This is a genomic window from Rossellomorea sp. YZS02 (genome assembly GCF_033963925.1).
Taxonomy (GTDB): Bacteria; Bacillota; Bacilli; order Bacillales; family Bacillaceae_B; genus Rossellomorea.
The window spans coordinates 1-25,465 of record NZ_JAXBLY010000006.1 but is presented as its reverse complement, the minus strand read 5'-3'; the positions used below and the strand labels follow the sequence as shown (position 1 = coordinate 25,465).

The 25,465-nt window shown below is 43.8% G+C and carries 25 protein-coding genes and 5 tRNA genes; 2 read left to right on the top strand and 28 right to left on the bottom strand.

Annotated elements, in window-relative coordinates:
* Window positions 1-106 precede the first annotated feature (106 nt).
* The 5 genes from SLH55_RS07475 to SLH55_RS07455 form a co-directional block, all read right to left on the bottom strand.
* Complete coding sequence (locus SLH55_RS07475; RefSeq protein WP_320323113.1) at window positions 107-310, bottom strand: hypothetical protein; 204 nt, start codon at window positions 308-310, stop codon at window positions 107-109.
* Window positions 307-1,329: a phosphotransferase enzyme family protein gene (locus SLH55_RS07470; protein ID WP_320323112.1), complete on the bottom strand. Its 1,023-nt coding sequence runs from the start codon at window positions 1,327-1,329 to the stop codon at window positions 307-309. The genes SLH55_RS07475 and SLH55_RS07470 overlap by 4 nt, the downstream gene beginning before the upstream one ends.
* A gap of 10 nt (window positions 1,330-1,339) precedes the next feature.
* Entirely contained in the window at window positions 1,340-1,657 is a 318-nt protein-coding gene (locus SLH55_RS07465) for a YciI family protein (RefSeq protein WP_219165824.1), read from the bottom strand.
* A gap of 107 nt (window positions 1,658-1,764) precedes the next feature.
* Entirely contained in the window at window positions 1,765-2,502 is a 738-nt protein-coding gene (locus SLH55_RS07460) for an alpha/beta hydrolase (RefSeq protein WP_219165823.1), read from the bottom strand.
* A 45-nt stretch (window positions 2,503-2,547) separates the two neighbouring features.
* On the bottom strand, window positions 2,548-3,537 hold the full coding sequence (locus SLH55_RS07455; RefSeq protein WP_320323111.1) for a Gfo/Idh/MocA family oxidoreductase: 990 nt from the start codon (window positions 3,535-3,537) through the stop codon (window positions 2,548-2,550).
* Window positions 3,538-3,620: 83 nt separating this feature from the next.
* Here SLH55_RS07455 and rpiA point away from each other — a divergent pair, with 83 nt between their 5' ends.
* Window positions 3,621-4,298 carry a ribose-5-phosphate isomerase RpiA gene (gene rpiA / locus SLH55_RS07450; RefSeq protein WP_320323110.1) on the top strand — a complete coding sequence of 226 codons (678 nt, stop codon included), beginning with the start codon at window positions 3,621-3,623 and terminating at the stop codon, window positions 4,296-4,298.
* Between the two features lie 28 nt (window positions 4,299-4,326).
* Here the strand turns inward: rpiA and SLH55_RS07445 are convergent, their stop codons facing one another.
* The 9 genes from SLH55_RS07445 to queG all read right to left on the bottom strand — a co-directional run bounded on the left by SLH55_RS07445 (window position 4,327) and on the right by queG (window position 13,158).
* On the bottom strand, window positions 4,327-4,818 hold the full coding sequence (locus SLH55_RS07445) for an STAS domain-containing protein (RefSeq protein ID WP_219165821.1): 492 nt from the start codon (window positions 4,816-4,818) through the stop codon (window positions 4,327-4,329).
* Between the two features lie 139 nt (window positions 4,819-4,957).
* Window positions 4,958-6,118, bottom strand: coding sequence for a sporulation protein YhbH (gene yhbH, locus SLH55_RS07440; RefSeq protein WP_408015259.1), 1,161 nt, complete (start codon window positions 6,116-6,118; stop codon window positions 4,958-4,960).
* Between the two features lie 288 nt (window positions 6,119-6,406).
* Window positions 6,407-6,580 (bottom strand): multidrug ABC transporter ATPase, encoded by a 174-nt coding sequence (locus tag SLH55_RS07435; RefSeq protein ID WP_320323109.1) that lies wholly within the window; start codon window positions 6,578-6,580, stop codon window positions 6,407-6,409.
* 76 nt (window positions 6,581-6,656) lie between these two features.
* Window positions 6,657-6,839, bottom strand: coding sequence for a hypothetical protein (locus SLH55_RS07430; RefSeq protein WP_320323108.1), 183 nt, complete (start codon window positions 6,837-6,839; stop codon window positions 6,657-6,659).
* A 497-nt stretch (window positions 6,840-7,336) separates the two neighbouring features.
* Window positions 7,337-9,232: a PrkA family serine protein kinase gene (locus tag SLH55_RS07425; protein WP_219165817.1), complete on the bottom strand. Its 1,896-nt coding sequence runs from the start codon at window positions 9,230-9,232 to the stop codon at window positions 7,337-7,339.
* A 442-nt stretch (window positions 9,233-9,674) separates the two neighbouring features.
* Window positions 9,675-10,424, bottom strand: coding sequence for an oxygen-insensitive NADPH nitroreductase (gene nfsA / locus SLH55_RS07420; protein WP_320323107.1), 750 nt, complete (start codon window positions 10,422-10,424; stop codon window positions 9,675-9,677).
* Between the two features lie 88 nt (window positions 10,425-10,512).
* The gene (gene trmL, locus SLH55_RS07415; RefSeq protein WP_226677239.1) at window positions 10,513-10,986 is read right to left on the bottom strand and encodes a tRNA (uridine(34)/cytosine(34)/5-carboxymethylaminomethyluridine(34)-2'-O)-methyltransferase TrmL; all 474 of its coding nucleotides are present in this window, start codon (window positions 10,984-10,986) and stop codon (window positions 10,513-10,515) included.
* Window positions 10,987-11,052: 66 nt separating this feature from the next.
* Complete coding sequence (locus SLH55_RS07410) at window positions 11,053-11,928, bottom strand: amidase domain-containing protein (protein ID WP_413787084.1); 876 nt, start codon at window positions 11,926-11,928, stop codon at window positions 11,053-11,055.
* A gap of 96 nt (window positions 11,929-12,024) precedes the next feature.
* Window positions 12,025-13,158 carry a tRNA epoxyqueuosine(34) reductase QueG gene (gene queG / locus SLH55_RS07405; protein WP_320323105.1) on the bottom strand — a complete coding sequence of 378 codons (1,134 nt, stop codon included), beginning with the start codon at window positions 13,156-13,158 and terminating at the stop codon, window positions 12,025-12,027.
* A gap of 99 nt (window positions 13,159-13,257) precedes the next feature.
* Here queG and SLH55_RS07400 point away from each other — a divergent pair, with 99 nt between their 5' ends.
* On the top strand, window positions 13,258-13,929 hold the full coding sequence (locus SLH55_RS07400) for a B3/4 domain-containing protein (RefSeq protein WP_320323104.1): 672 nt from the start codon (window positions 13,258-13,260) through the stop codon (window positions 13,927-13,929).
* A gap of 294 nt (window positions 13,930-14,223) precedes the next feature.
* Here the strand turns inward: SLH55_RS07400 and SLH55_RS07395 are convergent, their stop codons facing one another.
* The 14 genes from SLH55_RS07395 to SLH55_RS07330 form a co-directional block, all read right to left on the bottom strand.
* Window positions 14,224-15,192 carry a sugar phosphate isomerase/epimerase gene (locus tag SLH55_RS07395; protein WP_320323103.1) on the bottom strand — a complete coding sequence of 323 codons (969 nt, stop codon included), beginning with the start codon at window positions 15,190-15,192 and terminating at the stop codon, window positions 14,224-14,226.
* Between the two features lie 12 nt (window positions 15,193-15,204).
* The gene (locus SLH55_RS07390) at window positions 15,205-16,245 is read right to left on the bottom strand and encodes a Gfo/Idh/MocA family protein (protein WP_219165810.1); all 1,041 of its coding nucleotides are present in this window, start codon (window positions 16,243-16,245) and stop codon (window positions 15,205-15,207) included.
* A gap of 17 nt (window positions 16,246-16,262) precedes the next feature.
* Window positions 16,263-17,288 carry a Gfo/Idh/MocA family protein gene (locus SLH55_RS07385; RefSeq protein WP_219165809.1) on the bottom strand — a complete coding sequence of 342 codons (1,026 nt, stop codon included), beginning with the start codon at window positions 17,286-17,288 and terminating at the stop codon, window positions 16,263-16,265.
* Between the two features lie 13 nt (window positions 17,289-17,301).
* On the bottom strand, window positions 17,302-18,027 hold the full coding sequence (locus SLH55_RS07380) for a ThuA domain-containing protein (protein ID WP_320323102.1): 726 nt from the start codon (window positions 18,025-18,027) through the stop codon (window positions 17,302-17,304).
* Window positions 18,028-18,043: 16 nt separating this feature from the next.
* Window positions 18,044-19,612: a response regulator gene (locus SLH55_RS07375; RefSeq protein WP_320323101.1), complete on the bottom strand. Its 1,569-nt coding sequence runs from the start codon at window positions 19,610-19,612 to the stop codon at window positions 18,044-18,046.
* The gene (locus SLH55_RS07370; RefSeq protein WP_320323100.1) at window positions 19,593-21,404 is read right to left on the bottom strand and encodes a sensor histidine kinase; all 1,812 of its coding nucleotides are present in this window, start codon (window positions 21,402-21,404) and stop codon (window positions 19,593-19,595) included. Before SLH55_RS07370 ends, SLH55_RS07375 begins: the two co-directional genes overlap by 20 nt.
* A 142-nt stretch (window positions 21,405-21,546) precedes the next feature.
* Complete coding sequence (locus tag SLH55_RS07365) at window positions 21,547-22,824, bottom strand: ABC transporter substrate-binding protein (RefSeq protein ID WP_219165805.1); 1,278 nt, start codon at window positions 22,822-22,824, stop codon at window positions 21,547-21,549.
* A gap of 82 nt (window positions 22,825-22,906) precedes the next feature.
* Window positions 22,907-23,734 (bottom strand): carbohydrate ABC transporter permease, encoded by an 828-nt coding sequence (locus tag SLH55_RS07360; RefSeq protein WP_219165804.1) that lies wholly within the window; start codon window positions 23,732-23,734, stop codon window positions 22,907-22,909.
* A complete protein-coding gene (locus SLH55_RS07355; RefSeq protein ID WP_257474862.1) occupies window positions 23,734-24,630 on the bottom strand; it encodes a carbohydrate ABC transporter permease in 897 nt (298 codons plus the stop codon). Before SLH55_RS07355 ends, SLH55_RS07360 begins: the two co-directional genes overlap by 1 nt.
* A 433-nt stretch (window positions 24,631-25,063) precedes the next feature.
* A tRNA-Gly gene (locus SLH55_RS07350) sits at window positions 25,064-25,137 on the bottom strand.
* A 4-nt stretch (window positions 25,138-25,141) separates the two neighbouring features.
* Window positions 25,142-25,225 (bottom strand) — tRNA-Leu (locus SLH55_RS07345).
* Window positions 25,226-25,233: 8 nt separating this feature from the next.
* Window positions 25,234-25,307 (bottom strand) — tRNA-Cys (locus SLH55_RS07340).
* 7 nt (window positions 25,308-25,314) lie between these two features.
* Window positions 25,315-25,389, bottom strand: a tRNA-Gly gene (locus SLH55_RS07335).
* Window positions 25,390-25,393: 4 nt separating this feature from the next.
* Window positions 25,394-25,465: transfer RNA gene (locus tag SLH55_RS07330), tRNA-Gln, on the bottom strand.

The window sequence follows — 25,465 nt, the reverse complement described above, 5'->3', positions numbered from 1 at the left end:
TGTATGAAACAGTCTTTAGCATCATACCAAACTTTCTTCCTCAAATAAATGTTTCCCCCTTCCATATAAAAAAAAGACTTAAAGGCCGACACCTTTAAGTCTTTCCTCATTCCACCAGCTTCCCGCAGTGGGGACAGAGGGACTTTGAATAATCCTTTGGAACTTTCTTATGACAATGAATGCACGTTTTCACATACTCCGGCTTCTCAAACAGGTCATCCGACATTCCGTATCCACTCTTGAATGTCGACTTCATCAGCCTGACCATTCCCCCGATGATGCCTCCGGTAATCAATAAAGCCCATATCATGTTGTCCTTACGTCAGTGAGGATCTCTTCATAATCCAAGTCTACGATCGGTTCATCGTGGTGCAATCGTTTCCTGATTTGAGACAACAATGACTCTTCACCTTCCGATAAATGAGATAGATCCCATTTCTTATGGAAGACGGAGTACAGGGTCAGATCCCTGAGAAGCAGGAAATGGGGAATGCGCTTGATCCATTCGTCTCCGATTTCACACTCTGTTTTATATCCTTTAAGAAACGCAGTGAGGAATCTTTCACCGAATTCACTGCGGGTTTCAAGGGATTCATTCCTGAACTTCCACCATACCGAATAATACAGCGGAATCGCTACATCACTTACAAAATAGAATTGTGTACTGTCATCAAAGTCGAATACATGAAGATCACCATCGTGATAGAAAAAGTTTCCCGGATGGATATCTGAATGAATGAGTCCAAAGCTATCAGATGTTTCATCGAAGCCCCTGATCGTTTCTTTGTTAAGACGGCCTTTTTCAATGATATCCCTGTCTTCCTCTGACGTCAGATATTTCTCGTAATCCAGAACGTCATCCAAATCCCATCGCTTACGGCTGTTTTCATCCAGTTTGTACCCTTTGGTGACCCTATGCATATGCCCTGTGAGTTTTCCCCATTTATAGAATAGTACATCATTAAATAACGGGTCATTGATTTTCACAGGAGCACCCGGAGCTTTGTCAAATAAACACACAAAGAAACGTGTATCCCCCGTTTCCAGGACTTCTACTAGATTTCCTGCTTCTGAATCATTCACGAGTGAAACATTCACCCCATGTTTATGTAAGTAATTGATCCAATGCAACTCAGCTTCCACTTCCTCTTTGGAACGATGGGAACTGTGGGTCAGGCGGAGGATATAGGGAACCTCTCCCCTGTGCACCTCATACACATAGTTTTCGAAATCACCAAGCTTCTTTGCGTGACTTGTGCCACAGCCGAAACGTGAAGCTGCATCCTTTAATACATCCTCTGTAAATAGTTCTTGAATCCACTTTTCCATTCTTTATCTCCTAGTCTATGACATGTTGATTTTTTCTTAGAAGAGCCACCCGATAGGGGAATAGTTCGGCTGTCATGATGCCTTCTTTCACGGCGGGATCCTCTTCCATGAATGCTTTTGCCTGTTTCTCGTCGTCTGCTTCAAACACTACGATTCCAAAGGCATTTTCCTCTTCATTTAATGTTCTGCCTGCAAGGATCACTGTCCCGCTGTCCGTCAATTCTTTCAGCCGTTCGAAATGACGTTGCACAATTCCTTCATCCACGGCCGTCCAATTTTCTTCTTGATACAAGCGTGGAATCAACTTTAATACATATATAAACTCCATTTCTATCTCTCCCTTCACCATGACATATACGACCTGCCACGTCCATTATCCTTTATTCGGGGATCAAAAAAGGCCGCTTGAGTTTGTCTCAAGCGGCACGATAAGGGTTAGTTCTCCCTCATCCAATTATCCATCACCTGTATGATTTCATCCTGCTGTTTCCACACGGAAATACTCGCTTTCTTGTCACCTTTTTGAGGACCGTAAACACCGAACCCCGCATGGTTGCCTCCTTCAATTTTATGGAAGGCAGCATTAGAAGGTAATAACTTCTTACTTTTTTCAATGTCATCCCCTGTTGTGAGACCATCGTTCTCTGCATATATGCTGAGGACCCGCATATCCCCCTTGGAGAAATCCGCTGACTTCGTTGGATAGGACGCCAGGAATATGACACCTTTCACCTCATCTTGATGATCATAGGTATACGATGCCGCGGCCACACCTCCCAACGAGTGACCGGACAGATACCACTCAAGCTTTTCATCGAAATCACTGATAATCTTTTCAGCTTCATTCATTCCGAAGAAAGCGATATGAAAGGGCATCTTGGGGATGACGACGGTGTATCCCTTATCGGCTAAAGACTTACCGATATACCCATAAGCCTCCACTTCCACTTTTGCTCCGGGATAAAGTATTACGCCTTTCCCATTTGAATCTTCACTTTTAAAAACAAGCCAATCATTTTCTTCTTCAATCAACGGGTCTTCCTCTATTTTGACTGTCTTCGTCAATTTCTCCGTGGCTGAATACGTTTGTTCTGACCAAATATAAAATGCCAGAAAAACGACAATAATCACCGCCAGAAGTAGAATCACTGTCCATTTTAATACCTTTTTCATAGGCTCTCTCCCTTTTCTCAGTCACTCAATGAGCATCACGACCCATCAAATACGATCTGCCGGAAATACCAATCCAGTCTGCTTTCTCGCTTTATCCATCACCCTCGAGGTGATTAGAGAATGCTCATAAGAATTAATGGCAGATTCGTATTCCTCACCATTATTGATGATGGAAACAAATTCATTGATTTCATAATACATGTGAGGGAAGTCCTCTTTTTGAGTATAAACAGATTTTTCTCCGTTATGATAATAAAACGTCAGTTTACTGAACTCACCTATTTGATCGATGGTGACGGTTCCGGCTTCCCCCTGGATTTCAGTAGGGATGTGCGTATTCGAAATCTTCGAGAAAGTGGACACCACTTCCATTTCATCGTATTTCATGATGACTGTTCCAGAACCATCAACACCTGAATCCAGCATGATCCCAGTTGCCGTTACTTCCTCTGGTTCTCCAAATAAAACGATCATGGGATAAAGGCAATATACACCCAAATCCATCAGGGCTCCATTAGAAAAATCCGGGTTGAACGCATTCAATACCCTGCCTTCTTTATAGGCATCGTACCTTGAAGAATATTTACAGCAGCTCACATTGACTTTCCTTATGACACCCAGTGTAGGAAGTTTCTCTCTCAAGACGTGAAAGTTAGGCAGGAAAGTAGTCCTGACCGCTTCCATCAGTAGTACATTGTTGTCCTTTGCAGACGCAATCATTTGCTGAACTTCCTTTTCATTCGAAGCCAAAGGCTTTTCACACAATACGTGAATGCCATTATTCATAAATGTGATTGCCTGTCTTGCATGAAAAGAATTCGGACTGGCTATATAGACGGCATCAATATATTCTTTATTTGCCATCTCCTGTATATCCGTAAAACAACGGTTGATACTATGTGTTTCAGCAAATGCTTTCGCCCGTTCTTCCTTCCTTGAATAAACAGCCTCTAAATGAAATCCCTCCACTCTTTCTGCCGCTTGTATAAAGCGGTCAGTAATCCAATTGGTTCCAATGACACCGAATCTTATCATACGATCTCTCCTTCTTTCTTTCATGTTTATTCTAGTATAGAATGCTTAGTAAAACTATTATCATTAACGAAAGGAGCGATTATGTGGATAACCTGAAAAAGAAACAGGCCGGAGAAAAAGCAGCAGAATATGTACAGGACGGGATGATTGTCGGTCTCGGGTCCGGAACGACCGTATACTACTCGATTCAGAAATTAGGGGAGCTTGTATCAGAAGGATTACAAATCAAGGCCATTCCATCTTCTACTGAAACAGAGAAGTTGGCTAGAAAAGCCGGGATTCCCTTGACCAGCTTCTCTGAAGTCAGTGAGTTAGACATTTCCATTGATGGTGCAGATGAAGTGGATCCTGAGTTCAACTTGATAAAAGGGGGAGGAGGCGCCCTTTTAAGGGAAAAATTTGTCGATTCCTTGACGAAGAAGTTCATTGTCGTCGTCGACGAATCGAAATTAGTCTCGAGGCTCGGATCCTTTCCCCTCCCGGTGGAAGTGATTCCCTTTGGATGGGAAGTATCGGTTAAAGCCATTGAAAGCTTAGGGGGGACACCCATTTTACGAAAAAAAGATGGAGAAACTTTCGTATCCGATAACGGAAACTATATTGTAGATTGCCACTTTTCAACCATTCACCAGCCTGCTCCCCTCCACACTCAACTAAAACAACTATTAGGCGTGGTGGAAACCGGTCTTTTCACCGATATGACAGACCTTTTAATTATAGGGGGAACGGATGGTACGAAGGTCATTACAGTTAAAGAATAAAATAAAAACCAACCTTTTGGGCTGGTTTTTATTGATCGACTTTCTGAAATTCTATATCTTTCTCCCTCATCAAATACTGAAGTGCTGTACGGAATGTCAGGAACGTTTTGATTCCCTGCAGTTCTTTAATTCCTGAATTTATCATCACTTGAGTGAGGGACGGGGTAAAGCCAACGAAGAGGGTCTCAATCCCCATTAAGCCGATGGCCTTGGCCATGTTATCAATATAAGTGCCGAAGATATCAATTTCACCAACTTCCTTCTCTGATACCGCAGAGAAGTCCACAATGATGGTATTGATGTCACCTCCATATGACACGTCCAATATCTTTGAGATAATCATTTCAAATCGCTCGGGACTGAGCCTTCCAGTAATAGGGACTAATATGGTTTCAGGAACGATGGACGGGATGATGGGGGCTGAGATGTCCATGATCAACTGCTCAGATTGAGCCAGCTGTTCTTTCAATTCCTTTATCTCTTGCTTTAGTTGTTGAATTTCTTGACTTTCACTTGTCATGATAAACCTCACCGTTTATAGAATGTTTTAAGAAATCTCTTTCTATTTTAACACTTAGAAACTAAAACTGCCTACTATTTTCATATGTAATCATATTTGTAGATGACAGTGAAAAACCAGCCTCATCGGCTGGTTTTTCTCACGCGAATGCTTTTTCCTGCTCCTTGTGGAAGAAACTCTTCATGGCATGGAATACATCGGCTTTTTGTTTCAGGATGTAGTAACGGAAATCGTCATTTTTAATATTTTTATAGGCCGACATCAGCGTGGAATGACGGTTATACTGATTCACTTCCCCGTATCCGAACATGCTGGAAACTTTCATTAATTCTTCTACAAGCTTGACGCATCTCACATTGTCGGACGTCAAATTATCCCCATCTGAGAAATGGAATGGATAAATGTTATATCGGCTTGGAGGATACTTGCCATCTATGAGCTCCAGCGCTTTGCGGTAAGCTGACGAGCAGATGGTTCCTCCACTCTCTCCCTTCGAGAAGAAATGCTCTTCGGATACGACTTTGGCTTCCGTATGATGAGCGATAAATTCAATCTCAACGGTTTCATATTTCGTGCGTAAGAAACGGGTCATCCAGAAGAAGAAACTCCTTGCCATATATTTCTCCCATACTCCCATACTGCCACTCGTATCCATCATCGCTAATACGACGGCTTTCGATTCCGGCTTTAATACTTCATTCCATGTTCTGAACTTAAGATCCTCAGTGAAGATCGGGTGAAAGCTTGGTGCTCCTTTCATGGCATTTCTCTTAAAGGCAGACATCATCGTCTTCTTCTTATCTATATTCCCCATTAGGCCTGTTTTACGGATATCGTTAAACTCAATATGCTCGACGGTTTGGACATCCTGTTCTTTCTTCTTCAGGTTCGGTAGCTCCAATTGGCTGAATAAGGCTTCTTCAATCTCAAGCATTGATACTTCTGCTTCATAATAATCTTCACCGGCTTTATCTCCGGCCCCTTGACCTTTTCCAGGACCCTGCTGTTGCTGCGAGCCGTCCCTTGCAATGACGTCCCCTACCTGACTCTCGCCGTCTCCCTGCCCGACATGTTTATTCTTATCGTAGTTGTAACGAATTTTATATTCATCTAACGAACGAATCGGGATTTTGACAACGTCTCGGCCATTGGACATGACAATGTTTTCTTCCGTGATCAAGTCTGGTAGATTATTGCGGATGGCATCCTGTACTTTCTCCTGATGTCTTTGTTGATCATCGTGACCTTTGCGGTGGAGGGCCCAATCTTCCTTGGAAATGACAAACTGATGATTATCCATTTGACTCAAATTATTCCCCTCCTTAATTTTTTTCACATTTTTTCATTTTCCTGCATACACTATGTTGACTGTCTAATCTGCACGTATCCCATGAAGTGAAACGGGGATTACTCTATCCTATGCAGAAGTATTGATAAATTTACAAATAATTTCGACAATTAATCGTTCTTTTATGTTTGGACAAGCCTATTTTTCATAGGGCTTGTCTTTGGGTTCTTTTATGTCCAGTTGGAGCTTGACTGACAGCATCATTTAACACAAAAAAAATAACCAGGCAATAACACCTGATTAAACTTCTTCTTCATATTGAGCTGGATCTGACACTCGGTTATGCAACTTTAATTCGCCACTGGAACGTAACTTCTCCATTTGTTTCCCAAGCTTAATGACTTCCTCCATATTGGAGGCCATGCTTCCGTTAAGAGGTTGCGCTTCTATCCGGGGTTTAGGTTCGACAGACATCTTATCAACCCACCTTCATTTATTAAAAGGCCCAGCTCTCTATCTTTAGGTTATTATATTCAGAGTTTTCCGTCAACTATTCCTTATCCTGCTTTTTATATTGGACGGGATCGGGCTGTTTTTTATCCTCTTTCAGTTCTTCATTTGTCCTGAGCATGTCCATTTGCTTTCCTAACTGCTTCATTTCTTCCATGTCATGTGCCATGGAGCCATTTTCAGGTTCAAAATTTTTATCCAGTTCATGTTTATTCTTACTCATATCTCTTCACCTCTTTGGATACTACTTTTCCCTTCAGCTGAAAAAGATAAACTATGACAAAGTCTCTTTTCTCAAAAGAATGTTGTTATACATACACAGAATTGGTTTGCGAATGCTCTGTCATAAAGAGTGTGCCCAAGGGTGACGGGAACTGCTCCGCTTTCCACGGACGTTCGGCCGATCCTCCTCAGCAAAGAACGCTTCCGGGGTCTCGGCACGCCCGTTTTCCGTAGGAGTCTACGCAGGTCCCGTCACCCTCTAAATCAGCAAGTGTTGACAGAGCAGAATGGTTCATGAACATCAGTTAAGAAAAATGGATTAGTACTATTAAAGTTAAAAGTTAATTGGACCAGCAGTTTCTCACCGCGAGCCACGTGGAAAGCGAGCACTACTTGCTGTAAGCAAAGACTACTCGCCACATCTAAAAGCTACAATTTACGAAAAAAGCTATAACGAAAAACCAGGAGGCATCTGACGCCTCCTGGTTTCATTTTCGATCAACGATTCAATAAGCTTCCTACATAGCGGAGCAGTTCATTCGCAGATGTCGAGTTGTAGCCATGTTCATCAATAAGACGGGCAACAACCTCATTTACTTTCTTCAGTTGCTGCTCATCCGGCGTTTTCGAAGAAGTAGTGATTTTCACAACGTCCTTCAAGTCAGCGAATAGCTTCTTCTGAATGGCTTCTCTCAAGCGGTCATGTGAATTGTAGTCAAAACGCTTCCCTTTACGTGCATAGGCTGAGATACGGATGAGGATTTCTTCACGGAATGCCTTCTTCGCATTTTCCGAAATTCCGATCTGTTCCTCAATCGAACGCATCAGCTTTTCATCCGGGTTGATTTCTTCACCCGTCAACGGATCATGAAGCTTTGCTTTATTACAGTACGCTTCCACATTATCGAGATAGTTATCCATAAGCGTTTTCGCAGACTCTTCATATGAATATACGAAGGCTTTCTGAACTTCTTTCTTGGCGATATCATCATACTCTTTCCGTGCAAGTGATATGAAGTTTAAATACTTGTCACGAAGTTCATTTGTAATGGATGGATGCTGATCCAGCCCTTCTTTCAGGGCACGAAGGACATCCAGGGCGTTGATAGTAGGTACCTCTTTCCGAATGATCGTGGAAGAGATGCGGTTGATCACATAACGCGGATCGATTCCGCTCATGCCTTCATCCTGGTATTCCTTCTTCATTTCATCGACGTCGGCGGAATTGAATCCTTCAACGTTCTCACCATCGTAGAGGCGCATCTTTTTAATAAGGTCGATGTCACCGCGCTTAGGTTCTTTTAAGCGAGTGAGAATCGTGAACATCGCAGCCACCCTTAACGTATGAGGGGCGACATGCACATTCGAGACATCACTTTCATTGATCATTTTTTCATAGATTTTTTCTTCCTGGGTGACCTTCAGGTTATAAGGAACCGGCATGACGATGATACGTGAATGCAAGGCCTCATTCTTTTTATTCGAAATGAAGGATCGGTACTCCGTTTCATTCGTATGAGCCACAATCAGCTCATCGGCTGAAATCAGGGCAAACCGGCCAGCTTTGAAGTTCCCTTCCTGGGTAAGAGATAATAAGTGCCATAAGAACTTTTCATCACACTTCAGCATTTCCTGGAATTCCATTAAACCACGATTTGCTTTATTTAATTCCCCGTCAAATCTGTAAGCACGCGGATCCGATTCAGAGCCAAATTCGGCAATCGTCGAGAAGTCGATGCTTCCTGTTAAATCGGCAATATCCTGTGACTTTGGATCAGATGGACTGAATGTACCAATTCCTACACGTTTATCTTCTGAGAAGAAGACTCTTTCCACTTGGACGTCTTCAATGCGGCCATGATACTCTTTCTCCAACCGCATCGTATTCAACGGAGAGAGATTTCCTTCAATGCGGATCCCATACTCTTCATAAAAATCTTCACGTAAGTGCTGAGGGATCAGATGCAGTGGATCTTCATGCATCGGACACCCTTTAATGGAGAATACGCCTCCTCTTTCAGTTCGGGAATAATGCTCCAAGCCCCGTTTCAGCATGGAAACGAGAGTTGATTTCCCTCCACTCACCGGACCCATCAATAATAAGATCCGCTTTCTCACGTCTAACCGTTTCGCAGCAGGATGGAAGTATTCTTCAACGAGTCTTTCCAGCGCCTCTTCTAAGCCAAATAATTGATTGCTGAAGAATTTGTACTTCCGTTTTCCCTCGACCTCCTCAACCCCGGCATCTTTAATCATATTAAAGACTCTTGAATGAGCGGATTGCCCAATCCAAGGCTTCTCTTTCAGCAGGTCTAAATACTGAGCAAACGTCCCTTCCCATTTCAGTTTCTCTTCTTCTTCTCGGTAATGTTCGATTTTCTTTAAAATATCCATAAGGACCTCCCCCTGTCGCTTAATGAGAGACGATTAATATACTTTATGCGCTTGTTCACCCGAACATGTTAAGAAGATATATTTATTAAAGACAAAGTGTTTTTCATGACTGCAAACACTGGGATAGGCCCTGAAAAATAAAACGGTTTCTTTATTTGTCATAAAACTGCAAAAAAAATCCTACTTTCGTTCACATCAAATTAAAAATAGGCTATACTAAAGACAGACTGTGGAATAAGTAAACTGGGAGGTTTATAAAACATGGGTACTGTAATGATCATAGGTGTATCTTTAACGTTCTTAGTAGCGATTTTCACTGCTGGATATAATGATAAACCGGGTTCAAACTAAAGCGGAGGCGGCTCGTTCAGAGGCGACCCTCTAAAGCGAAAAAGAACTGATCTCTGATGAGGTCAGTTCTTTTTGTTTAGTTCAGTTAAGCCTATTTTCTATTAAACCCTTTCTTCTCCACAAAATCCTTCATATACATCCGCTTTTTACCCGACAGCATTTTCGCCATCTGGCCTGTCCAACGATCCGACCGTTTCCCTGCTGTACGTGCGTGATAATAGGCAGAAATGGTTTCATCATAGCGGTCAAGGCCCTCTTTCATATATGCTTCATCACCTTGATATGAATCCTCGTGATAAATGGATTCCATCGGCAGCCTCGGCTTCACATCCGAATGATCTTCCGGGATACCGACAGCCAGTCCAAACAATGGGATGACCCTGTCCGGCAATCCGAGCAGCTCACTCACCGATTCCAGATCATTTCGGATCCCGCCTATATAACAAATGCCAAGTCCCATTGATTCAGCGGCAATCGATGCATTTTGAGCAGCCAGGGACGCATCAATGACTGCCACCATGAATTTTTCCGTGCTTTCCAATGATGTGATGACGTCAGCTCCTTCCCATTCACCGATCTTTTCATGGCGGTATAAATCAGAGCAGAACACGAAGAAATGACCATTTGCTTCGACGTAGCTTTGATTTCCCGCAAGCTCTGAAAGCTTTTTCTTTTTCTCAGGATCCTTCACCCCGATGATCGTGTAGGCTTGAATATAGCTTGATGTACTTGCAGCCTGGGCACTGGAAACAATCGTCCGGATGTGCTCTTCACTCAATGCTTCATTCTTGAATTGTCGTATGGATCGATGCTTAAGAATCGTTTCAATGGTTTCATTCATAATGTACTCTCTCCCTTTCGTTTCTTCCCCTTAGTATAAGCCAAATAAAAAAAGGAATGAAAATCATATGATTTTCATTCCTCGGTTTTTATAAGAGTCCTGGATAATTTCTTTGTCTTAACGCTTCATAAATCAAAATCGCCGCTGTATTGGACAGGTTTAATGAACGTACATTCTCGTTCATCGGAATGCGCAGGGCACGATCCAGATTGTTCTGGATGACCTCATCCGGAAGCCCGGATGTTTCGCGTCCAAAGATAAAGAAATAATCCTTGTCTTCCACACTGTAATCAAAATTCGTGTGAGGGATCTTTCCGTATTTGGTTAAGTAGAAGAACTCTCCACCTTCATTTTTCTCGAAGAACTCTTCAAGGGAATCATAATAAACGATGTTTACAAACTGCCAGTAATCAAGGCCGGCACGCTTTAACATTTTATCATCCGTCGAGAATCCGAGTGGACGGATCAAGTGCAGGGTCGTATCCGTAGCTGCACACGTTCTTGCAATATTCCCCGTATTTGCAGGGATTTCTGGTTGATATAATACAACATGTACTCCCATGTCAATGTCACCTCATTCATAAAACTCTAAGTGACATTATACCATTTCTTCTACATAGAACAACACTTAGGCGTCATCTACTATTGTAAAAAATCGATATTTCATATTGGGCGTATACGCCGTTGAGTCTTCGTATTTCCAATATCTCATCCGGCTGTTGAACGTGTGGGCATTCACGAGGGGTTCACCGGCTGCGTCCTTCCCTGTGACGATAGTCGTATGATCGAAACGTCCGTCCCCTTCAAAGTCATAGCAAATCACATCTCCGAGCTTCAATTCTTTTGGGTCATCTACAAGCCTTCCCCGAAGCCCAATCGTCGAATTCGGGATATACCACCTTAAGGAGTTCGCCACCGTCCAGCTGTAGCTCCAGCTCTGATTCCTCATCCACCAGCCCTTACCCTTCGTAGGGTACCCCCGCATCGGTGCATCCCCTGCATGAAGGCATTGTGAAATATAATTCGTACAATCATTCTCAAACTTCTTGTATGCAGGATTGTAGCTGTTCCACCAGCGTTCGGCATATTGAACGGCACTGAGCCGGTCATAACTGTACGTCACTCTGTCCTTTTCTTCACAAATCATATCCTCTTCTTCTTCTTCCGGACCCTCATCTCTTTTGACCTCGATCTCTCTATCTTCATAAATCTTATCTTTGTAAAAGACGCCGCTCCGATTCTCTACTTCCTCTTCCAAATAGAGCAGGTCTCCATGTTTGATGAGATATTTATAGTGAACATCATATAAAATGCTTTGAGTTTCGTCTCTTTGATGTGTGATACGCTGAATCTTCCCTGTTGCATCCACCTTCACAATTTCCGCGTGTCGCTGCCTGCATGACTCTTTCTTTCTTGTCACTTTGTCATTATAATAATCTGACTGATTTCGAGAAGTATATTCAGCGATCACATGTTGGACCTTCTCCATTAACAGCTTTCTGATCATCGTCTTCCCTCCTCCCTTATTGTTATGCTCACCATCCTCTGTTCAAAACTAAAAAGGATGAACTCATGGCAAATATGAGTTCATCCAAATATATCAAGGTGTCAGCAATTCCAGACCCTTCTGAATTTCTGCTAACACTTCTTCATCTGTTTCCACTTCCTGATGTTTAAGAAGGATTTCTTCAGCTTTTTCCCCTCCGATTTTTCCAAGGGCCCAGGCAGCCGTGCCTCTCATGACTGGTCTTACATCCTTTTTCATGACCTCGATCAGATCATCTATCGCTGTTGTATCCTTGAAATGAGCCAGGGCTATGATGGCATTGCGCTGAATGGGTTTCTTCCCTCTCCATGACCCTGAAACATGCCCGTATTTCTGTTTGAACTCACGGTTACTGATCGTTAATAACGGCTTTAATAAAGGCTTGGCAATTTCCGGATCCGGCTCCATCTCTTCATGAAAATGAAAGTCCATCCCTTTATTCTCGGGGCATACGGTTTGGCAGGTGTCGCATCCGTACAGACGGTTTCCAAGCTTCACCCGGTATTCATCCGCAAGAAAGCCCTTCGTTTGGGTTAAAAAGGCAATGCATTTCTGTGCATCCAGCTGTCCGCCTTCAATAAGGGCCCCCGTTGGGCAGACGTCCACGCATTTATTGCATGTTCCGCACTGATCCTCCATTGGCGTATCCGGGGCAAAGGGAAGATTCGTCACCATTTCCCCCAAATAGACGTAGGATCCGAATTCAGGAGTGATGATGGAACAGTTTTTTCCGCTCCAACCAATGCCCGCCCGCTCTGCCACGGCACGGTCCACCAGCTCTCCCGTGTCGACCATGGACTTAAAACGTGCCTCGGGAATCCTGGATACGATATATTCCTCGAGCTTCGAAAGGCGATCCCTCAGCACATGGTGATAATCCGTCCCCCATGATGCCCTGCAGAAGATCCCCCGTCTTTCTCCCCGCTTACTTTGAGGAGCATCCTTCATTTTAGAAGGATAGGCAAGAGCAATGGCAATGATCGATTTCGGCTTATTAAAAATCAAAGCAGGTTCCACCCGCTTCTCAATATCCTTTTCCTCAAAGCCTGATTGATATCCCATCATTTCCTGACGGAGAAGCCTGTTTTTCATTTCCGAGAACGTATCGGCAGTGGTAAATCCAATCTTATCTATTCCAATCTCCTTACTATACGCAATGATATCCTGCTTTAACTGATCTATATCCATTACACCTACCTCCTTCCTGATTTTTTAGCGACGCGCACAAGTGAATTAGCAATGTGTATTATGATAAACTATTTTAAAACAAATGTGGAGGGAAAATAAGTGGAAATCACAATAGATTCATCCATTACAAGTAAAATCCCCGATTTCAAAGTCGGATTCATTCACTATCATCATATCGAAGTCAGCTCTTCTCCTCAAATGCTGAAGGGACGACTCCAGCTTTTCCAGGAATCAATCTTCTTTGATCTTCATGATAAAAGCGTTACTGAGTTGGAAGGGATTGCCGCGTGGCGGGATATCTTCAAGAAGACTGGTAAAGATCCGAATCGCTACCGCCATTCAGCAGAAGCACTTTTTCGCCGGGTCAAAAAACAAAACTATTTGACGACGATCAACTCTGCCATCGACCTTAACAACTTCTTCTCCCTTCAATATGAAGTTCCCATAGGAATATACGATAAGGATCAACTATCCGGAGAACAAGTAGCATTGAAAGTCGGGGATCCCGGTCAAACGTACACCGGACTCAACGGTCGGGAGAATTCATTGGAAAACCTCATCGTCGCCTGTGACGGGAACGGACCTTTCGGAAGTCCCTTCGTCGACTCTGACCGTGCACCGGTTGGAGAAGAAACGAAGAATGCCGTACATATCATTTTTTTGAAGCCCTCCCTTTCCAGAGAAGAAAGCGAGAAACTGACGAAATCATTGATGGATATGTTTATCAGCATCCACGGTGGCGAAGGATCGTTTGAAGTGGTTGGTGGATAGTTCAGAGAGGATCCCTTTTTACAGGGATCTTTTTTGATTTCCCTCAAGGGGATTTGTAGCGGAACCTTCCATTATATGCTTGGGCTTTTACCGTGGCGGGGTGAATTCAGCCATAATGGTTCATAATCCGGCGGGTTCCACACATAATCCAGCGGAAATCGTGAGTAATCTGGCCGTTTCTAATAAAAAACAAGCCGCTTTCACTAATAATCCAGCCATTTTACAATAAAAGGTAAATCCAACATGCCTCACACAAAAAAAGAGAGCCCCATAATAGGACCCTCTGCTTCAACCCTACACCCACCACATATCCGACGGCTGTTCTTCAATCAAGATAGATTTCAAATTCTTCACCGCACGGCCGAAGCCTTCTTCAATCGACATGATCGGATCCTCATGCTCGATGCTGACGACATAGTCGTATCCGAATGTGCGCAGGGCACTCATCATATCGGACCATTCCTGCAATGAATGTCCGCATCCTACAGAACGGAAGGACCACGACCGTGTCTGGATGCTGCCGTATGGCTGCATATCCGTGAGACCGTACATGTTCACATTATCCTGGTCGATATACGTATCTTTCGCATGGAAATGGTGAATCGCATTTTCTTTACCGAGGATCTTAATCGCTGCAACCGGATCGATTCCCTGCCACCACAGATGACTCGGGTCAAGGTTTGCACCGATTGCCTCACACGTTTCTTCACGAAGCTTCAATAACGTATACGGAGTATGTACAAGGAATCCCCCGTGGAGCTCGAGACCGATTTTTACGTTGTTTTCCTCAGCAAGCTTCCCTATCTCTTTCCAATAAGGAATCAGCTTTTCTTCCCACTGCCATTTAAGAATATCTCCATATTCATTCGGCCAAGGGGATACCGGCCAGTTCGGATGCTTTGCCCCTTCATGGTCACCTGCAGTCCCTGAAAAGCAGTTCACGACCGGTACGTTCATCAATCCGGCAAGCTTGATCGTTTTCTGAAGGGCCGCATGGGATTCTTCTGCGAAGGCAGCGTCGGGTGAAATCGGGTTCCCGTGACAGCTGAAGGCGCTGATCTGAAGCCCTCTTGATGTGACTTTCTCTAAGTATTCATTTCTTTTTTCTTCGCTCTCCAAAAGGGCATCCAGGTCACAATGGGCATTCCCGGGATATCCTCCTGTGCCAATTTCCACAGCGTGAAGTCCCGCTTCTTTTACATAATCGAGCATTTCTTCCAAATTCTTTTGTGAGAATAATACAGTAAATACACCAAGTTTCATTTACGCTTCCTCCTATTTCAATGTGATGCTTTGTCCGGTTTCACTGCTTTTGTAGATGGCATCAATGATTTGGGACACTTGCATGGCTTCCTGAGGTTTGACGATAAGTTCTTCTAAGCCTAGACAGCTGTTGATAAAGTTTTGGGCCTGAGGGAGACTTGGGTCATCCTCACCCGGTACCCAATCCGCTTCACTATTCAGTAGCATACCGTGCTTCATCTGGTTCATCTGGAACGGGAATAAATCGATTCCACCCGTTTCCCCTGAGATACTCATGCTTTCTTCGTCACTCTTCACATTTGCGGACCAGGATGTCTCAAAAAGCATGGACGCACCGTTATCGAACCTGATATAAGCAGTCACATGGTCATCCACTTCAAAACTGCCTTTATCGAAATCTCCCCATTGATTCACTTGATCTGGCATTCTACTAAGCTTGTTATACGTCGTACCCGTTACTTCAACAGGCGTCGGATTTCCAAGCAGCCATAATGATAGATCGAGGAAGTGACAGCCATAGTCGATCAGGCTGCCACCGCCTTGAAGTTCCTTGTTGGTGAACACTCCCCATCCAGGTACTTTGCGGCGGCGGATCGCCCTTGCCCTTGCCACCATCGGCTCTCCGATCTCATCTTCCATGATCACCCGCTTCGCAGCCCGGGAGTCCTTCATAAAGCGATAATGATAAGCGATGGCTAGAACCTTACCGGATTTCTCCGCCGCTTCAATCATCTTTTCACATTCTTCCGGAGTCATCGCCATCGGCTTTTCACAAAACACATGAAGACCTGCATCGAGGGCAGCAATCGTGATCTCTGCATGAAATTTATTCGGCGTGCAGATCGTCACGGCATCCACATGCTCGAACATATCCCGATAATCGCTGAACACATTGGGGATGTTAAAGGTCTCTCCCACGGTTTGGGCCGTGAGAGGGTTGATATCACTGATCGCTTCAATCGAAACAGAATCTGATAGTTTGATAAAAGTAGGGATGTGACGCGTCTGGGCTATGCCCCCGACGCCGATCACGCCCATCCGAAGTTTAGTCATCGCTGCATTCACCTCTTTTACAATTTTACGATCCGTTTTGTTTCACTTGATTCCAGGGCAGATAAAACCACCTCAAGAGATTTCTTTCCTTCTTCACCCGTAATAGGAGGCTCTTCATTTTGAAGAATACTTTGAACAAATTGATCGATTACTCGGGAATTCGTCTGGCCGCCTTCGTCATTCGTTTGAATGCCTCCAAGCTCATATTTCACTACTTCCCCGGTTACATATTGAACGATAAGAGAGTTTACCGGATCATCCTCTAAGCGGAGGATCGCTTTCTCTCCATAAATAATCGTAGAATTATCCTCCTTTGAAACATAGGACCAGCTTGCTGCAAGGGTACCGATCGTGCCGCTTTCGGTTTTCAATACACAGACAGCCGTATCATCCACATCGGCATTTTCCTTGGCACTTGTTTCAACGAAGGCACCGACTTCTGCAAATTCTTCTCCCAGAATATAGCGGAGAAGATCTGTCTTATGAACACCAAGGTCTCCCATGGCACCGATGAATGCCTCATCCTTTTTAAAGAACCAGCTGTCCTTTCCATCAGCACTCCAGCCTTCAGGTCCGCCATGGCCAAAAGCAGAACGGAAGCTGTAGATTTTACCCACTTCCCCGCTTTCAATAAGCTGTTTCGCCTTTTGATGAGAAGGAACAAAGCGCTGATTGTGAGCGATCATCAGTTTTTTGCCGTTTTTATCCGCGGCATCGATCATGCTTTGAGCTTCTTCCCTTGAAGTCGCCATCGGTTTTTCACATAATACATGCTTCCCTGCATTCAACGCATCGATGGAAATCGGTGCATGCAGATAGTTCGGAGTACAGACACTCACAGCGTCCACTTCAGCATTTGCCAGTAATTCTTTATAATTTGTATACGCTTTCGCTCCCACTGCATCAGCGATTTTCCATGCACGTTCCTCGACGATGTCACAGACGGCTACAACCTCTACGTTTTCATTGTTCGCATACTCTGGAAGATGGCGGTGTTTTGCGATGCTTCCGCATCCTATCACTCCGATTTTTAATGTATTCATGATTTTTCCTCCTCTATTTAGAACCTTTGATTTCTTCTAATGGCTGCGCATTACCGTATACAGGTCTTGCATGATCGACCGGTGATGCCCATTTCACTGCATTCACAACGACCTTTTGGACATTTTCATTGTAGTAGGTCGGGTACGTTTCATGCCCCGGACGGAAGTAGAATACCTTTCCATTCCCTCGCTGATATGTACATCCGCTTCTGAACACTTCTCCCCCTTCGAACCAGCTCACCATCACAAGCTGATCAGGAGCAGGGATATCAAAGTGCTCGCCATACATTTCTTCTTTTTCAAGCTCGAAATACTCCCCTAGACCGGCCGTGATCGGATGACTCGGATCCACGATCCAGATTCGTTCCTTCTCATCGGCTTCACGCCATTTCAAATCACAGGAAGTTCCCATCAAGGTTTTGAAGATTTTCGAGAAATGACCTGAATGAAGGACGATCAATCCCATTCCGTCAAGGACACGCTCTTTCACCCTTTCAACGACTTCATCCTTCACTTCATCATGGGCGATATGTCCCCACCAAACCAATACATCCGTGCTTTCCAGTACTTCTTCGGTCAATCCGTGATCTCCCTCATCCAGTGTAGCGGTTTTCACATTGTAGGACGCTTCTCCAAGAAAGGATGCAAGGGCACCATGAATGCCTTCAGGATACACTTCTCTCACTTTCGGATTCTTCTGTTCATGACGATTTTCATTCCATACTGTTACGTTTACCATTGTAAAACCTCCATGTTTATATTTGGGCATGCCGGTATTCATTTGGTGTGACACCAGCGTGTTTTTTAAAAACCTTACTGAAATACTTTTCATTCCCATAGCCTACACCGTAGGCTACTTCATATATCTTCAAATAAGGATTTTCCAAGAGCTTCTTTGCCTTCTCCATCCGGATATTCGTGACATAATCCGTGATGGTGGCTCCATAATCCTGTTTGAACTTCCGTGAAATATATTCCCTGCTCAAAAAGAATCTGTCGGCCATTTCCTGAAGATTGATATCTTCCTGGTAATGCTGCTGCAGGTATTCCTCGATCTGCTGCATATTATTTTTTTCTTTCTGATATTTCACGTCTGTCAGGGTTTGTATGAGCTCGAAAAATTCTTTTGACTTCTCTTCTTTAAATTTCCTATACGAAAAAGAACCGTCTTCGTTCCAATAGTCCATGCCCCTGTAGAATGGTTCCTGACGTTTGATCTGATACTCTTTCAACCAATTGTTCCGAAGTAATTCAAATTGATCCTCCCATACTTTTAGCTGCTCCAATGAAAGGGTATGACTGCTTTCCAATTGACTGAAAACCTCTTCAAGCTGGGAGTGTACCTGCTGTCTGCTGCCTGAACGGATCGCCCACTTCATTTCATGGGAGTGATCCAATAAATGAAGGAGCGAACCTTCCATCACATCCTGATGGGTGACAATCTTATTTTGGGCGAGCAGATTGTGCCTAGAAAATACTTCGAGAGCGGATTCGTATGCTTCATTCACTTTTTCCGACTTCTTCCCAAGTGCCAAAATGGTAAAGACCTTGCTATATTGATAGATTAAAGAATAGATTTCCTTTAGCAAATACGGTATGTTTTTTTGATTCCAGAACAGAATGACAAGTTCTTCTTCTTTATTGCTGTTCCGGAAGCATACCCCCTCATTCTGCTTACGCAAGAGCTCATTGCAGATATTGATGAGGGTAAAAAATGCAAGGTCCCTGTCACCTTGAAAGGATTTCATCACAATCGGCTTGATCGGCAGGAGCGCAACCGTTTTCTCTAACTGTCGTAATGAAACACCAAACTCTCTTTCGACCTTTTCCACCATCTCTGCCGTAATGCTCTCCTTGGCACAGAGGCTTGAAAAAAACCGATCCCAGTATAGAGGCTTTGCCTCATTCATGACCCTGTTTTCCTCGACCTGGGATTTTCTTGATCGTGCATGCTCATTCCACTCTTTCACGGCTTTACCAAGTGTTTCATTCAGGACATCAGGCTCGATCGGTTTCAAGATGTAATCAAAGCTTTTATAATAGATCGCATTTCTCATATATTCAAAATCATCATACCCGCTAACAACGATGGTTTTACTTGTAAGGTCAGAGGCATGAAGCCATTTTAATAAGTTGATACCGTCACGCTTCGGCATCCTCATGTCTGTAAAGATGATCTCCGGCCTATGCTCTGTGATCAATTCGATGGCTTCGTCCCCGTCTTCCGCCTCCAGGATGGTGTGGATACCATGCTTATCCCATTCTGCTAATAAAAGTAACCCTTCACGCACATGTTTTTCATCGTCAATGATGATTGCTTTCATTTGCTTCACCTTCCATTCGTATTGGCATCCTCATCGTGACCATGAAGCCTCCATCTTCATGATTCTGAAGCAATAGGGTAGCCTTATGGTCAAAGTAGAGCTTTAACCTTACATATACATTCTTCAGACCGATGCTGGTCTCATCCCCGGTTTTATTCCATGCATCGGCTTTGAAGTGTTCCTCAATTTCCTGTAGCCTTTCTGCCGTCACACCCACTCCGTTGTCATGGACAACCATCACCAGCTCTTCTCTATCCCTATAACAGTTCAGAAAGATTCGCCCCACTCCATCACGGATGTCAAACCCATGTTTAAAATAATTTTCAATGAGTGGCTGCAGGATCATCTTTGGAACCTGAACCTCCTTCACCTCTTCATCGACTTCAACCCTGTACTCAAGGTTCTCGCCAAACCGCTCTTTCTGTAAAAGGAGGTAGGCGTTTGTATAATTGATCTCCTTGCTTAACGGAACCACATCCTCCTCCATATTCATCCCGTACCTCATAATCTTCGACAGGTGGGTGATCAAGGAGTAAATTTGCGGTACCTTGTTCTTTAAGGCAATCGTCCCGATGGATTGAAGCGCATTGTAAAGAAAATGCGGATTGATCTGAGATTGAAGCACCTTTAATTGATTTGTCTTATTTTCTAGTTCCAGCTTATATTCACGGTTGATCAGATGGTTAATCCGCTCAATCATCTGCTGAAAACGGAATCCTAGGATCCCAATTTCATCGGAACCGAATGCTTTGGATTGGACCTTCATATTCCCCTTCTCAACTTCTTGGATATTTGAAAGCAGAATCCTGATCGGAGAAGTAATTTTAAATGAAACAAATAATGTCGCCAGGACCACAAGGGTCAGTCCAAGGACCCCAAACAAAATATTGATCTTCGCCACACTAAAGGCACTTTCGTAAAGATTTGCATAAGATACCCTTTTCACGAGGAACCACCCGCCGGCTGAAGCAGGGAGCTGATCGAACATCATCACCCCATTGAACGCATCTTCCTTCCATTCAAGCGTCCCTGAAACATCTTTTGACTCCATTACCCTTTTAATCCACTTCTGGTTGTTTCCATCATCCGATACATCTTGGTCTGAGCTGTAAATCATTTCCCCTTCTGAAGACAGGAGGTAGAATTCCTCTGAGTCAGAATTATATAGATTCCTGCTCAAATCAATGATTTTATCCGGTGAAATATCCAGGGAAATATACGCAAGCACTTCATCGCCCGGAACGTTTCGGAATGCCCGGTGAATCGTGATGATTTCCTTCGACCGATTAATATTCTCCTCTTCCTGACTATAGGTTGGTTCAATGTACATGTTATATGGGCTTCGCTCAGCCTTCCGGAAGTATTCCCACTGTGAATCCTTTATTCTATTAGAGAATACAACTGTGGAACGCTTCGTTGCAGAGATGACCCGGTCACCGTCAGCAAAGGATATACGTACACCGTTGATTGTATCCCCTGTATAGAGAATCGTTTGCACAATATTCTTCACGATGCCGATCGTCAAGTAATTATTCTCCTTACTTGGCGATCTCATGAAATTAATAAAATCTGGATTATTATAGAGTGAGAGAGTCAATCCGTTGAGCTCATTGATATAGCTCTCCAAATTCACCTTCCCCTGGTAGAGCAGATTACTGCTCTCCTTCACCACCTGCTCCTCTATCGAATCCTTCGTATACAAATATGTAATAATGATCGAACTGCCGAACGGCACAATCGTCGTAATCATCAACAGTGCGATCAGCTTATTCCGAATGCTTGTCTTTAACATGAGGGACGGACCTCCCAGGTCTCACTTATACCCTAGTATAAAGTGTTTTTCCCTGCTCTTGAAAGTGTTTTTTCGAAATATTCCTACTAAACTTATAAAATAGAAAGCATGCCTTCAATAGACATGCTTTCTACTATTCTGTTTACTTCAGGTTATCCCACGTTTGTTGGAATCGCTCAAGTACAGTATCATAATCAATTTTACCCGCTGCATATTCCTGGATCGTTGCTGCGAATTCTTTATTCGCACCATCCGGCCATTTGAACCAAGTCCAAGGAATCGTTTTCTCGTCCTTAGAGTAGTCAAGGATGGATTGACCCAAGTCACCAAGACCATTTGGCTCGATATTATCAAATGCAGGGATGAACGCAAATTCTTCCGTGATATAACGCTTTCCTGTTTCAGAAGAGACCATCCACTCCAAGAATGTTTTCGCTTCTTCAAGATGCTCTGAATTCTTGTTCAACACCCAGTTATTCGGTACACCTACAGGCAGGCGATCAGCACTGTCGTCATTGCTGATCGGAATCGGAAGGAAGCCCATGTTGATATCAGGATTGATTTCCGTGATCATGTTCTCCGTCCAGTTTCCTTGTTGAAGCATAGCAGTTTCACCAGAAGCAAACAGCGTTACTTGTGTATTGTAATCCGTAGTTAATGGATTATCATTTGCATATTTAAGCTCTGTGTCCAGAACCTCTTTGAACTGCTTGAACTTTTCGTTCCCTACAATCTTCTCAGATCCATCATAAAGTCCTGCGATGAACTTATCCGGATCATCCTGCTGTGCAAATGGAATGTTCAGTAAATGCTGACCAATAACCCACCACTCGCCGTAACCAGCTGAGAATGGAGTGATTTTCTTCGCTTCAAGCTTTTTCGCTGCATCTTTCAATTCATCAATCGTCGCAGGAGGCTCAGTGATCCCTGCTTTTTCAAATAAGTCTTTGTTATATACAAATCCATATCCTTCTAAGTTAACCGGCATGCCGTAAAGCTTACCGTCTTCATCCGTCATCGGCACTTTCCCGATTGGAAGGACGTGCTCTACCCATGGCTCACCAGAAAGATCGGCAAGCTTTTCTTTCCAAAGCTCTAACTCTTTGAATCCACCATTGTTGAAAATATCCGGTTCTTCACCAGAAGCAAATTTCGCTTTAAGTGCTGCACCGTAATCGGCTCCTCCACCCACGGTTTCAAGCTTCACCTTAATGTTCGGATGCTCTGCTTCGAATTCCTTGATCATTTCTTGAAGCTGATCGGCAATTTCAACCTTGAACTGGAAGAAGTTCAATGTCACGACATCATCACCTGAACCTGAATCCCCGCCAGAACTGCTTGTTTTGTCTTTAGAAGAACAACCTGCAATAATTCCAAATACTAAAACCAAAGACATACATAGTAATAAAATACGCTTCATAAATGGATTGACCTCCCTGATATAAATTATTTTATATAAATTTCTGTATCAATGATAGACCATCTCGACAGAAACTTTATATCTACTTGATCGAACCAGACGCAATTCCTTTGATAATATGCTTCTGTAAAAATAGGAAGAAGATGATGATCGGTGTGATCCCGAGAACGAGTGCCGCAAGACCCATATCCCATTGCTTCGTATACTGGGCGAAGAACGAGCTTGCTGCCAGTGGGATTGTACGCAGCTCCGCATCCTGTAACACCAGTAGGGGGAGCAGATAATCATTCCAAATCCATAATGTGTTCAGGATGATCACCGTAACTGTGATAGGCTTCAGTAGTGGGAAGACGATTCTCCAGAACACGCCAAACTGGCTGCAGCCATCGATCATCGCTGATTCCTCGATTTCAATCGGTACGGTTTTCACAAACCCGTGATACAAGAACAAGGAAAGCGGTACACCAAATCCGAAGTACATGATGATCAAACCTGGAATGCTGTTCGTAAGGCCTAACGTTCCCCCAACCTTCATCAAGGGAATCATCACCGTCTGGAACGGGATGACCATGGCTGACACAAAGACTACGAATAAGATCTTGCTGAATTTCCCTGGCGTACGCACCATTTTCCATGCTGCCATTGAACTGATGATTACCAATCCGAGGTTGCTGAAAACCGTGATGACAAGGGAGTTCCAGAAAGCCCGGGGGAAATTGATGACTTCCCACACTTTTGCATAGTTAGAGAACACAAATTCCTTTGGCCACGCTGCCGCATCGATTAGAATCGCTGCGAACGGTTTTACCGAGTTGATCAATACGAAGTAAAAAGGGATAAGGAAAATGAGCCCGATCACAATTCCGATGATTTCTAATACAAACGTTCTCTTCGTATAGCGATTGATCATTATGCCTCAACCTCCTTCTTCTTCGTCACCATCACCTGAACCGTCGTAAACACGGCCACTACCACAAAGAACAGAATCGATTTCGCAGTCCCGAGACCATAACGATTATTCTGGAATGCTTCCTGATAAATATTGATCGCAACAGATTGCGTGGAGTTGAACGGCCCACCGCCTGTCAGCGAGATGTTCAGATCGAATATCTTAAAGGCCATTGAGATCGTAAGGAAGAAACAAATCGTGAAAGCCGGTAAGATCAATGGAATGATGATCTTTGTAAGAAGCGTCCAGTTCGATGCCCCATCCATCTTCGCTGCTTCAAGGAGTGAATTGTCGACCCCTTGTAACGCTGCCACGTAGATGACCATCATGTACCCTGAGATCTGCCAGGCAAATACGATGACAATTCCCCAGAACGCCGTCTTCTCATCACCCAACCACGGCATTTTAAAGAATCCAATATCCGTCATATTCCCGAGTGATGCAAATCCTTTAACAAAGATGAACTGCCAGATGAACCCGAGTAACAATCCACCAATGACGTTCGGAATAAAAAACACAGTTCTGAGAATATTTCTCGTCTTCAAGGCAGCATTGAGCAGCAAAGCAAATCCGAATCCTATCAAGTTACTGATGATCACTGCTGCAAACATGAACTTCGTCGTAAACATGAACGAATTAAAAAACGTCTTATCATCCGTGAAGATTTTTTTGTAGTTATCGAATCCAACCCACTCGACTACCGAGCTTACACCATTCCATGAGGTAAACGAATAATACACCCCCATCAAGAATGGAAGAATCTGAATCACTAAGAAAAATAAAAGTGCCGGTCCTACAAAGGCAGCGTACGTCAGTAAGCTTTTATACTTAAACTTCTTCTTTGTCACTGCCTTCATTTGTACATCTGGGCTTACTGGTCCAGTCTGAATTTTCGGTTCCACCCGTATCACCACCCTTAATCATGTAATCGCTTTCTTTCATTATAATGGCAGCGCTTTCTTAAAAAGGGGAACTCAATTGACGAAGAAGGTGCACTATTTTGACTAGATAGGTTTTGGTTTGGTGGTGGTGAGGGTAAATAATGTAGTTGGGGTTTTTGGTGGTTTCGATTGGTTTAGGCAGTGTGCATTGCGGTTTTGGCTGAGGAGGCTCTGCCGAACGTCCGTGGAAAGCGGGATTGTTCCCAACACCTCCTGCACCACTCCCTAAATGACAGAGCATTCGAGAATTTTAGTTTGTATATTAATAGCAACAATCTTTGCGAAAACAGCCTTATAAAAAACAATAAAAAAGACTTCCTCATAAAGAGAAAGTCTGTCGTATGTAAGTTGGAGCGGGTGAAGGGAATCGAACCCTCATCATCAGCTTGGAAGGCTGAGGTTTTACCACTAAACTACACCCGCGATGTGGTACCGGTGGCCGGGATCGAACCGGCACTCCAGAGGAACACGATTTTGAGTCGTGCGCGTCTGCCAATTCCGCCACACCGGCATTACATTTGGAGGCGGCAACCGGATTTGAACCGGTGATCAGGGTTTTGCAGACCCATGCCTTACCACTTGGCTATGCCGCCTTATTATTGGAGCGGAAGACGGGATTCGAACCCGCGACCCCCACCTTGGCAAGGTGGTGTTCTACCACTGAACTACTTCCGCACTACTGGGCTAGCTGGATTCGAACCAACGCATGTCGCAGTCAAAGTGCGATGCCTTACCGCTTGGCTATAGCCCA

Bases quoted from the DNA above. Each gene is read 5' to 3' on its own strand.
- SLH55_RS07475 (WP_320323113.1), bottom strand. From the start codon at position 310: ATGATATGGGCTTTATTGATTACCGGAGGCATCATCGGGGGAATGGTC.
- SLH55_RS07470 (WP_320323112.1), bottom strand. From the start codon at position 1,329: ATGGAAAAGTGGATTCAAGAACTATTTACAGAGGATGTATTAAAGGAT.
- SLH55_RS07465 (WP_219165824.1), bottom strand. From the start codon at position 1,657: ATGGAGTTTATATATGTATTAAAGTTGATTCCACGCTTGTATCAAGAA.
- SLH55_RS07460 (WP_219165823.1), bottom strand. From the start codon at position 2,502: ATGAAAAAGGTATTAAAATGGACAGTGATTCTACTTCTGGCGGTGATT.
- SLH55_RS07455 (WP_320323111.1), bottom strand. From the start codon at position 3,537: ATGATAAGATTCGGTGTCATTGGAACCAATTGGATTACTGACCGCTTT.
- SLH55_RS07445 (WP_219165821.1), bottom strand. From the start codon at position 4,818: ATGACAAGTGAAAGTCAAGAAATTCAACAACTAAAGCAAGAGATAAAG.
- yhbH (WP_408015259.1), bottom strand. From the start codon at position 6,118: ATGGATAATCATCAGTTTGTCATTTCCAAGGAAGATTGGGCCCTCCAC.
- SLH55_RS07435 (WP_320323109.1), bottom strand. From the start codon at position 6,580: ATGTCTGTCGAACCTAAACCCCGGATAGAAGCGCAACCTCTTAACGGA.
- SLH55_RS07430 (WP_320323108.1), bottom strand. From the start codon at position 6,839: ATGAGTAAGAATAAACATGAACTGGATAAAAATTTTGAACCTGAAAAT.
- SLH55_RS07425 (WP_219165817.1), bottom strand. From the start codon at position 9,232: ATGGATATTTTAAAGAAAATCGAACATTACCGAGAAGAAGAAGAGAAA.
- nfsA (WP_320323107.1), bottom strand. From the start codon at position 10,424: ATGAATGAAACCATTGAAACGATTCTTAAGCATCGATCCATACGACAA.
- trmL (WP_226677239.1), bottom strand. From the start codon at position 10,986: ATGGGAGTACATGTTGTATTATATCAACCAGAAATCCCTGCAAATACG.
- queG (WP_320323105.1), bottom strand. From the start codon at position 13,158: ATGGATATAGATCAGTTAAAGCAGGATATCATTGCGTATAGTAAGGAG.
- SLH55_RS07395 (WP_320323103.1), bottom strand. From the start codon at position 15,192: ATGAAACTTGGTGTATTTACTGTATTATTCTCACAAAAGAATTTGGAA.
- SLH55_RS07390 (WP_219165810.1), bottom strand. From the start codon at position 16,245: ATGACTAAACTTCGGATGGGCGTGATCGGCGTCGGGGGCATAGCCCAG.
- SLH55_RS07385 (WP_219165809.1), bottom strand. From the start codon at position 17,288: ATGAATACATTAAAAATCGGAGTGATAGGATGCGGAAGCATCGCAAAA.
- SLH55_RS07380 (WP_320323102.1), bottom strand. From the start codon at position 18,027: ATGGTAAACGTAACAGTATGGAATGAAAATCGTCATGAACAGAAGAAT.
- SLH55_RS07375 (WP_320323101.1), bottom strand. From the start codon at position 19,612: ATGAAAGCAATCATCATTGACGATGAAAAACATGTGCGTGAAGGGTTA.
- SLH55_RS07370 (WP_320323100.1), bottom strand. From the start codon at position 21,404: ATGTTAAAGACAAGCATTCGGAATAAGCTGATCGCACTGTTGATGATT.
- SLH55_RS07365 (WP_219165805.1), bottom strand. From the start codon at position 22,824: ATGAAGCGTATTTTATTACTATGTATGTCTTTGGTTTTAGTATTTGGA.
- SLH55_RS07360 (WP_219165804.1), bottom strand. From the start codon at position 23,734: ATGATCAATCGCTATACGAAGAGAACGTTTGTATTAGAAATCATCGGA.
- SLH55_RS07355 (WP_257474862.1), bottom strand. From the start codon at position 24,630: ATGAAGGCAGTGACAAAGAAGAAGTTTAAGTATAAAAGCTTACTGACG.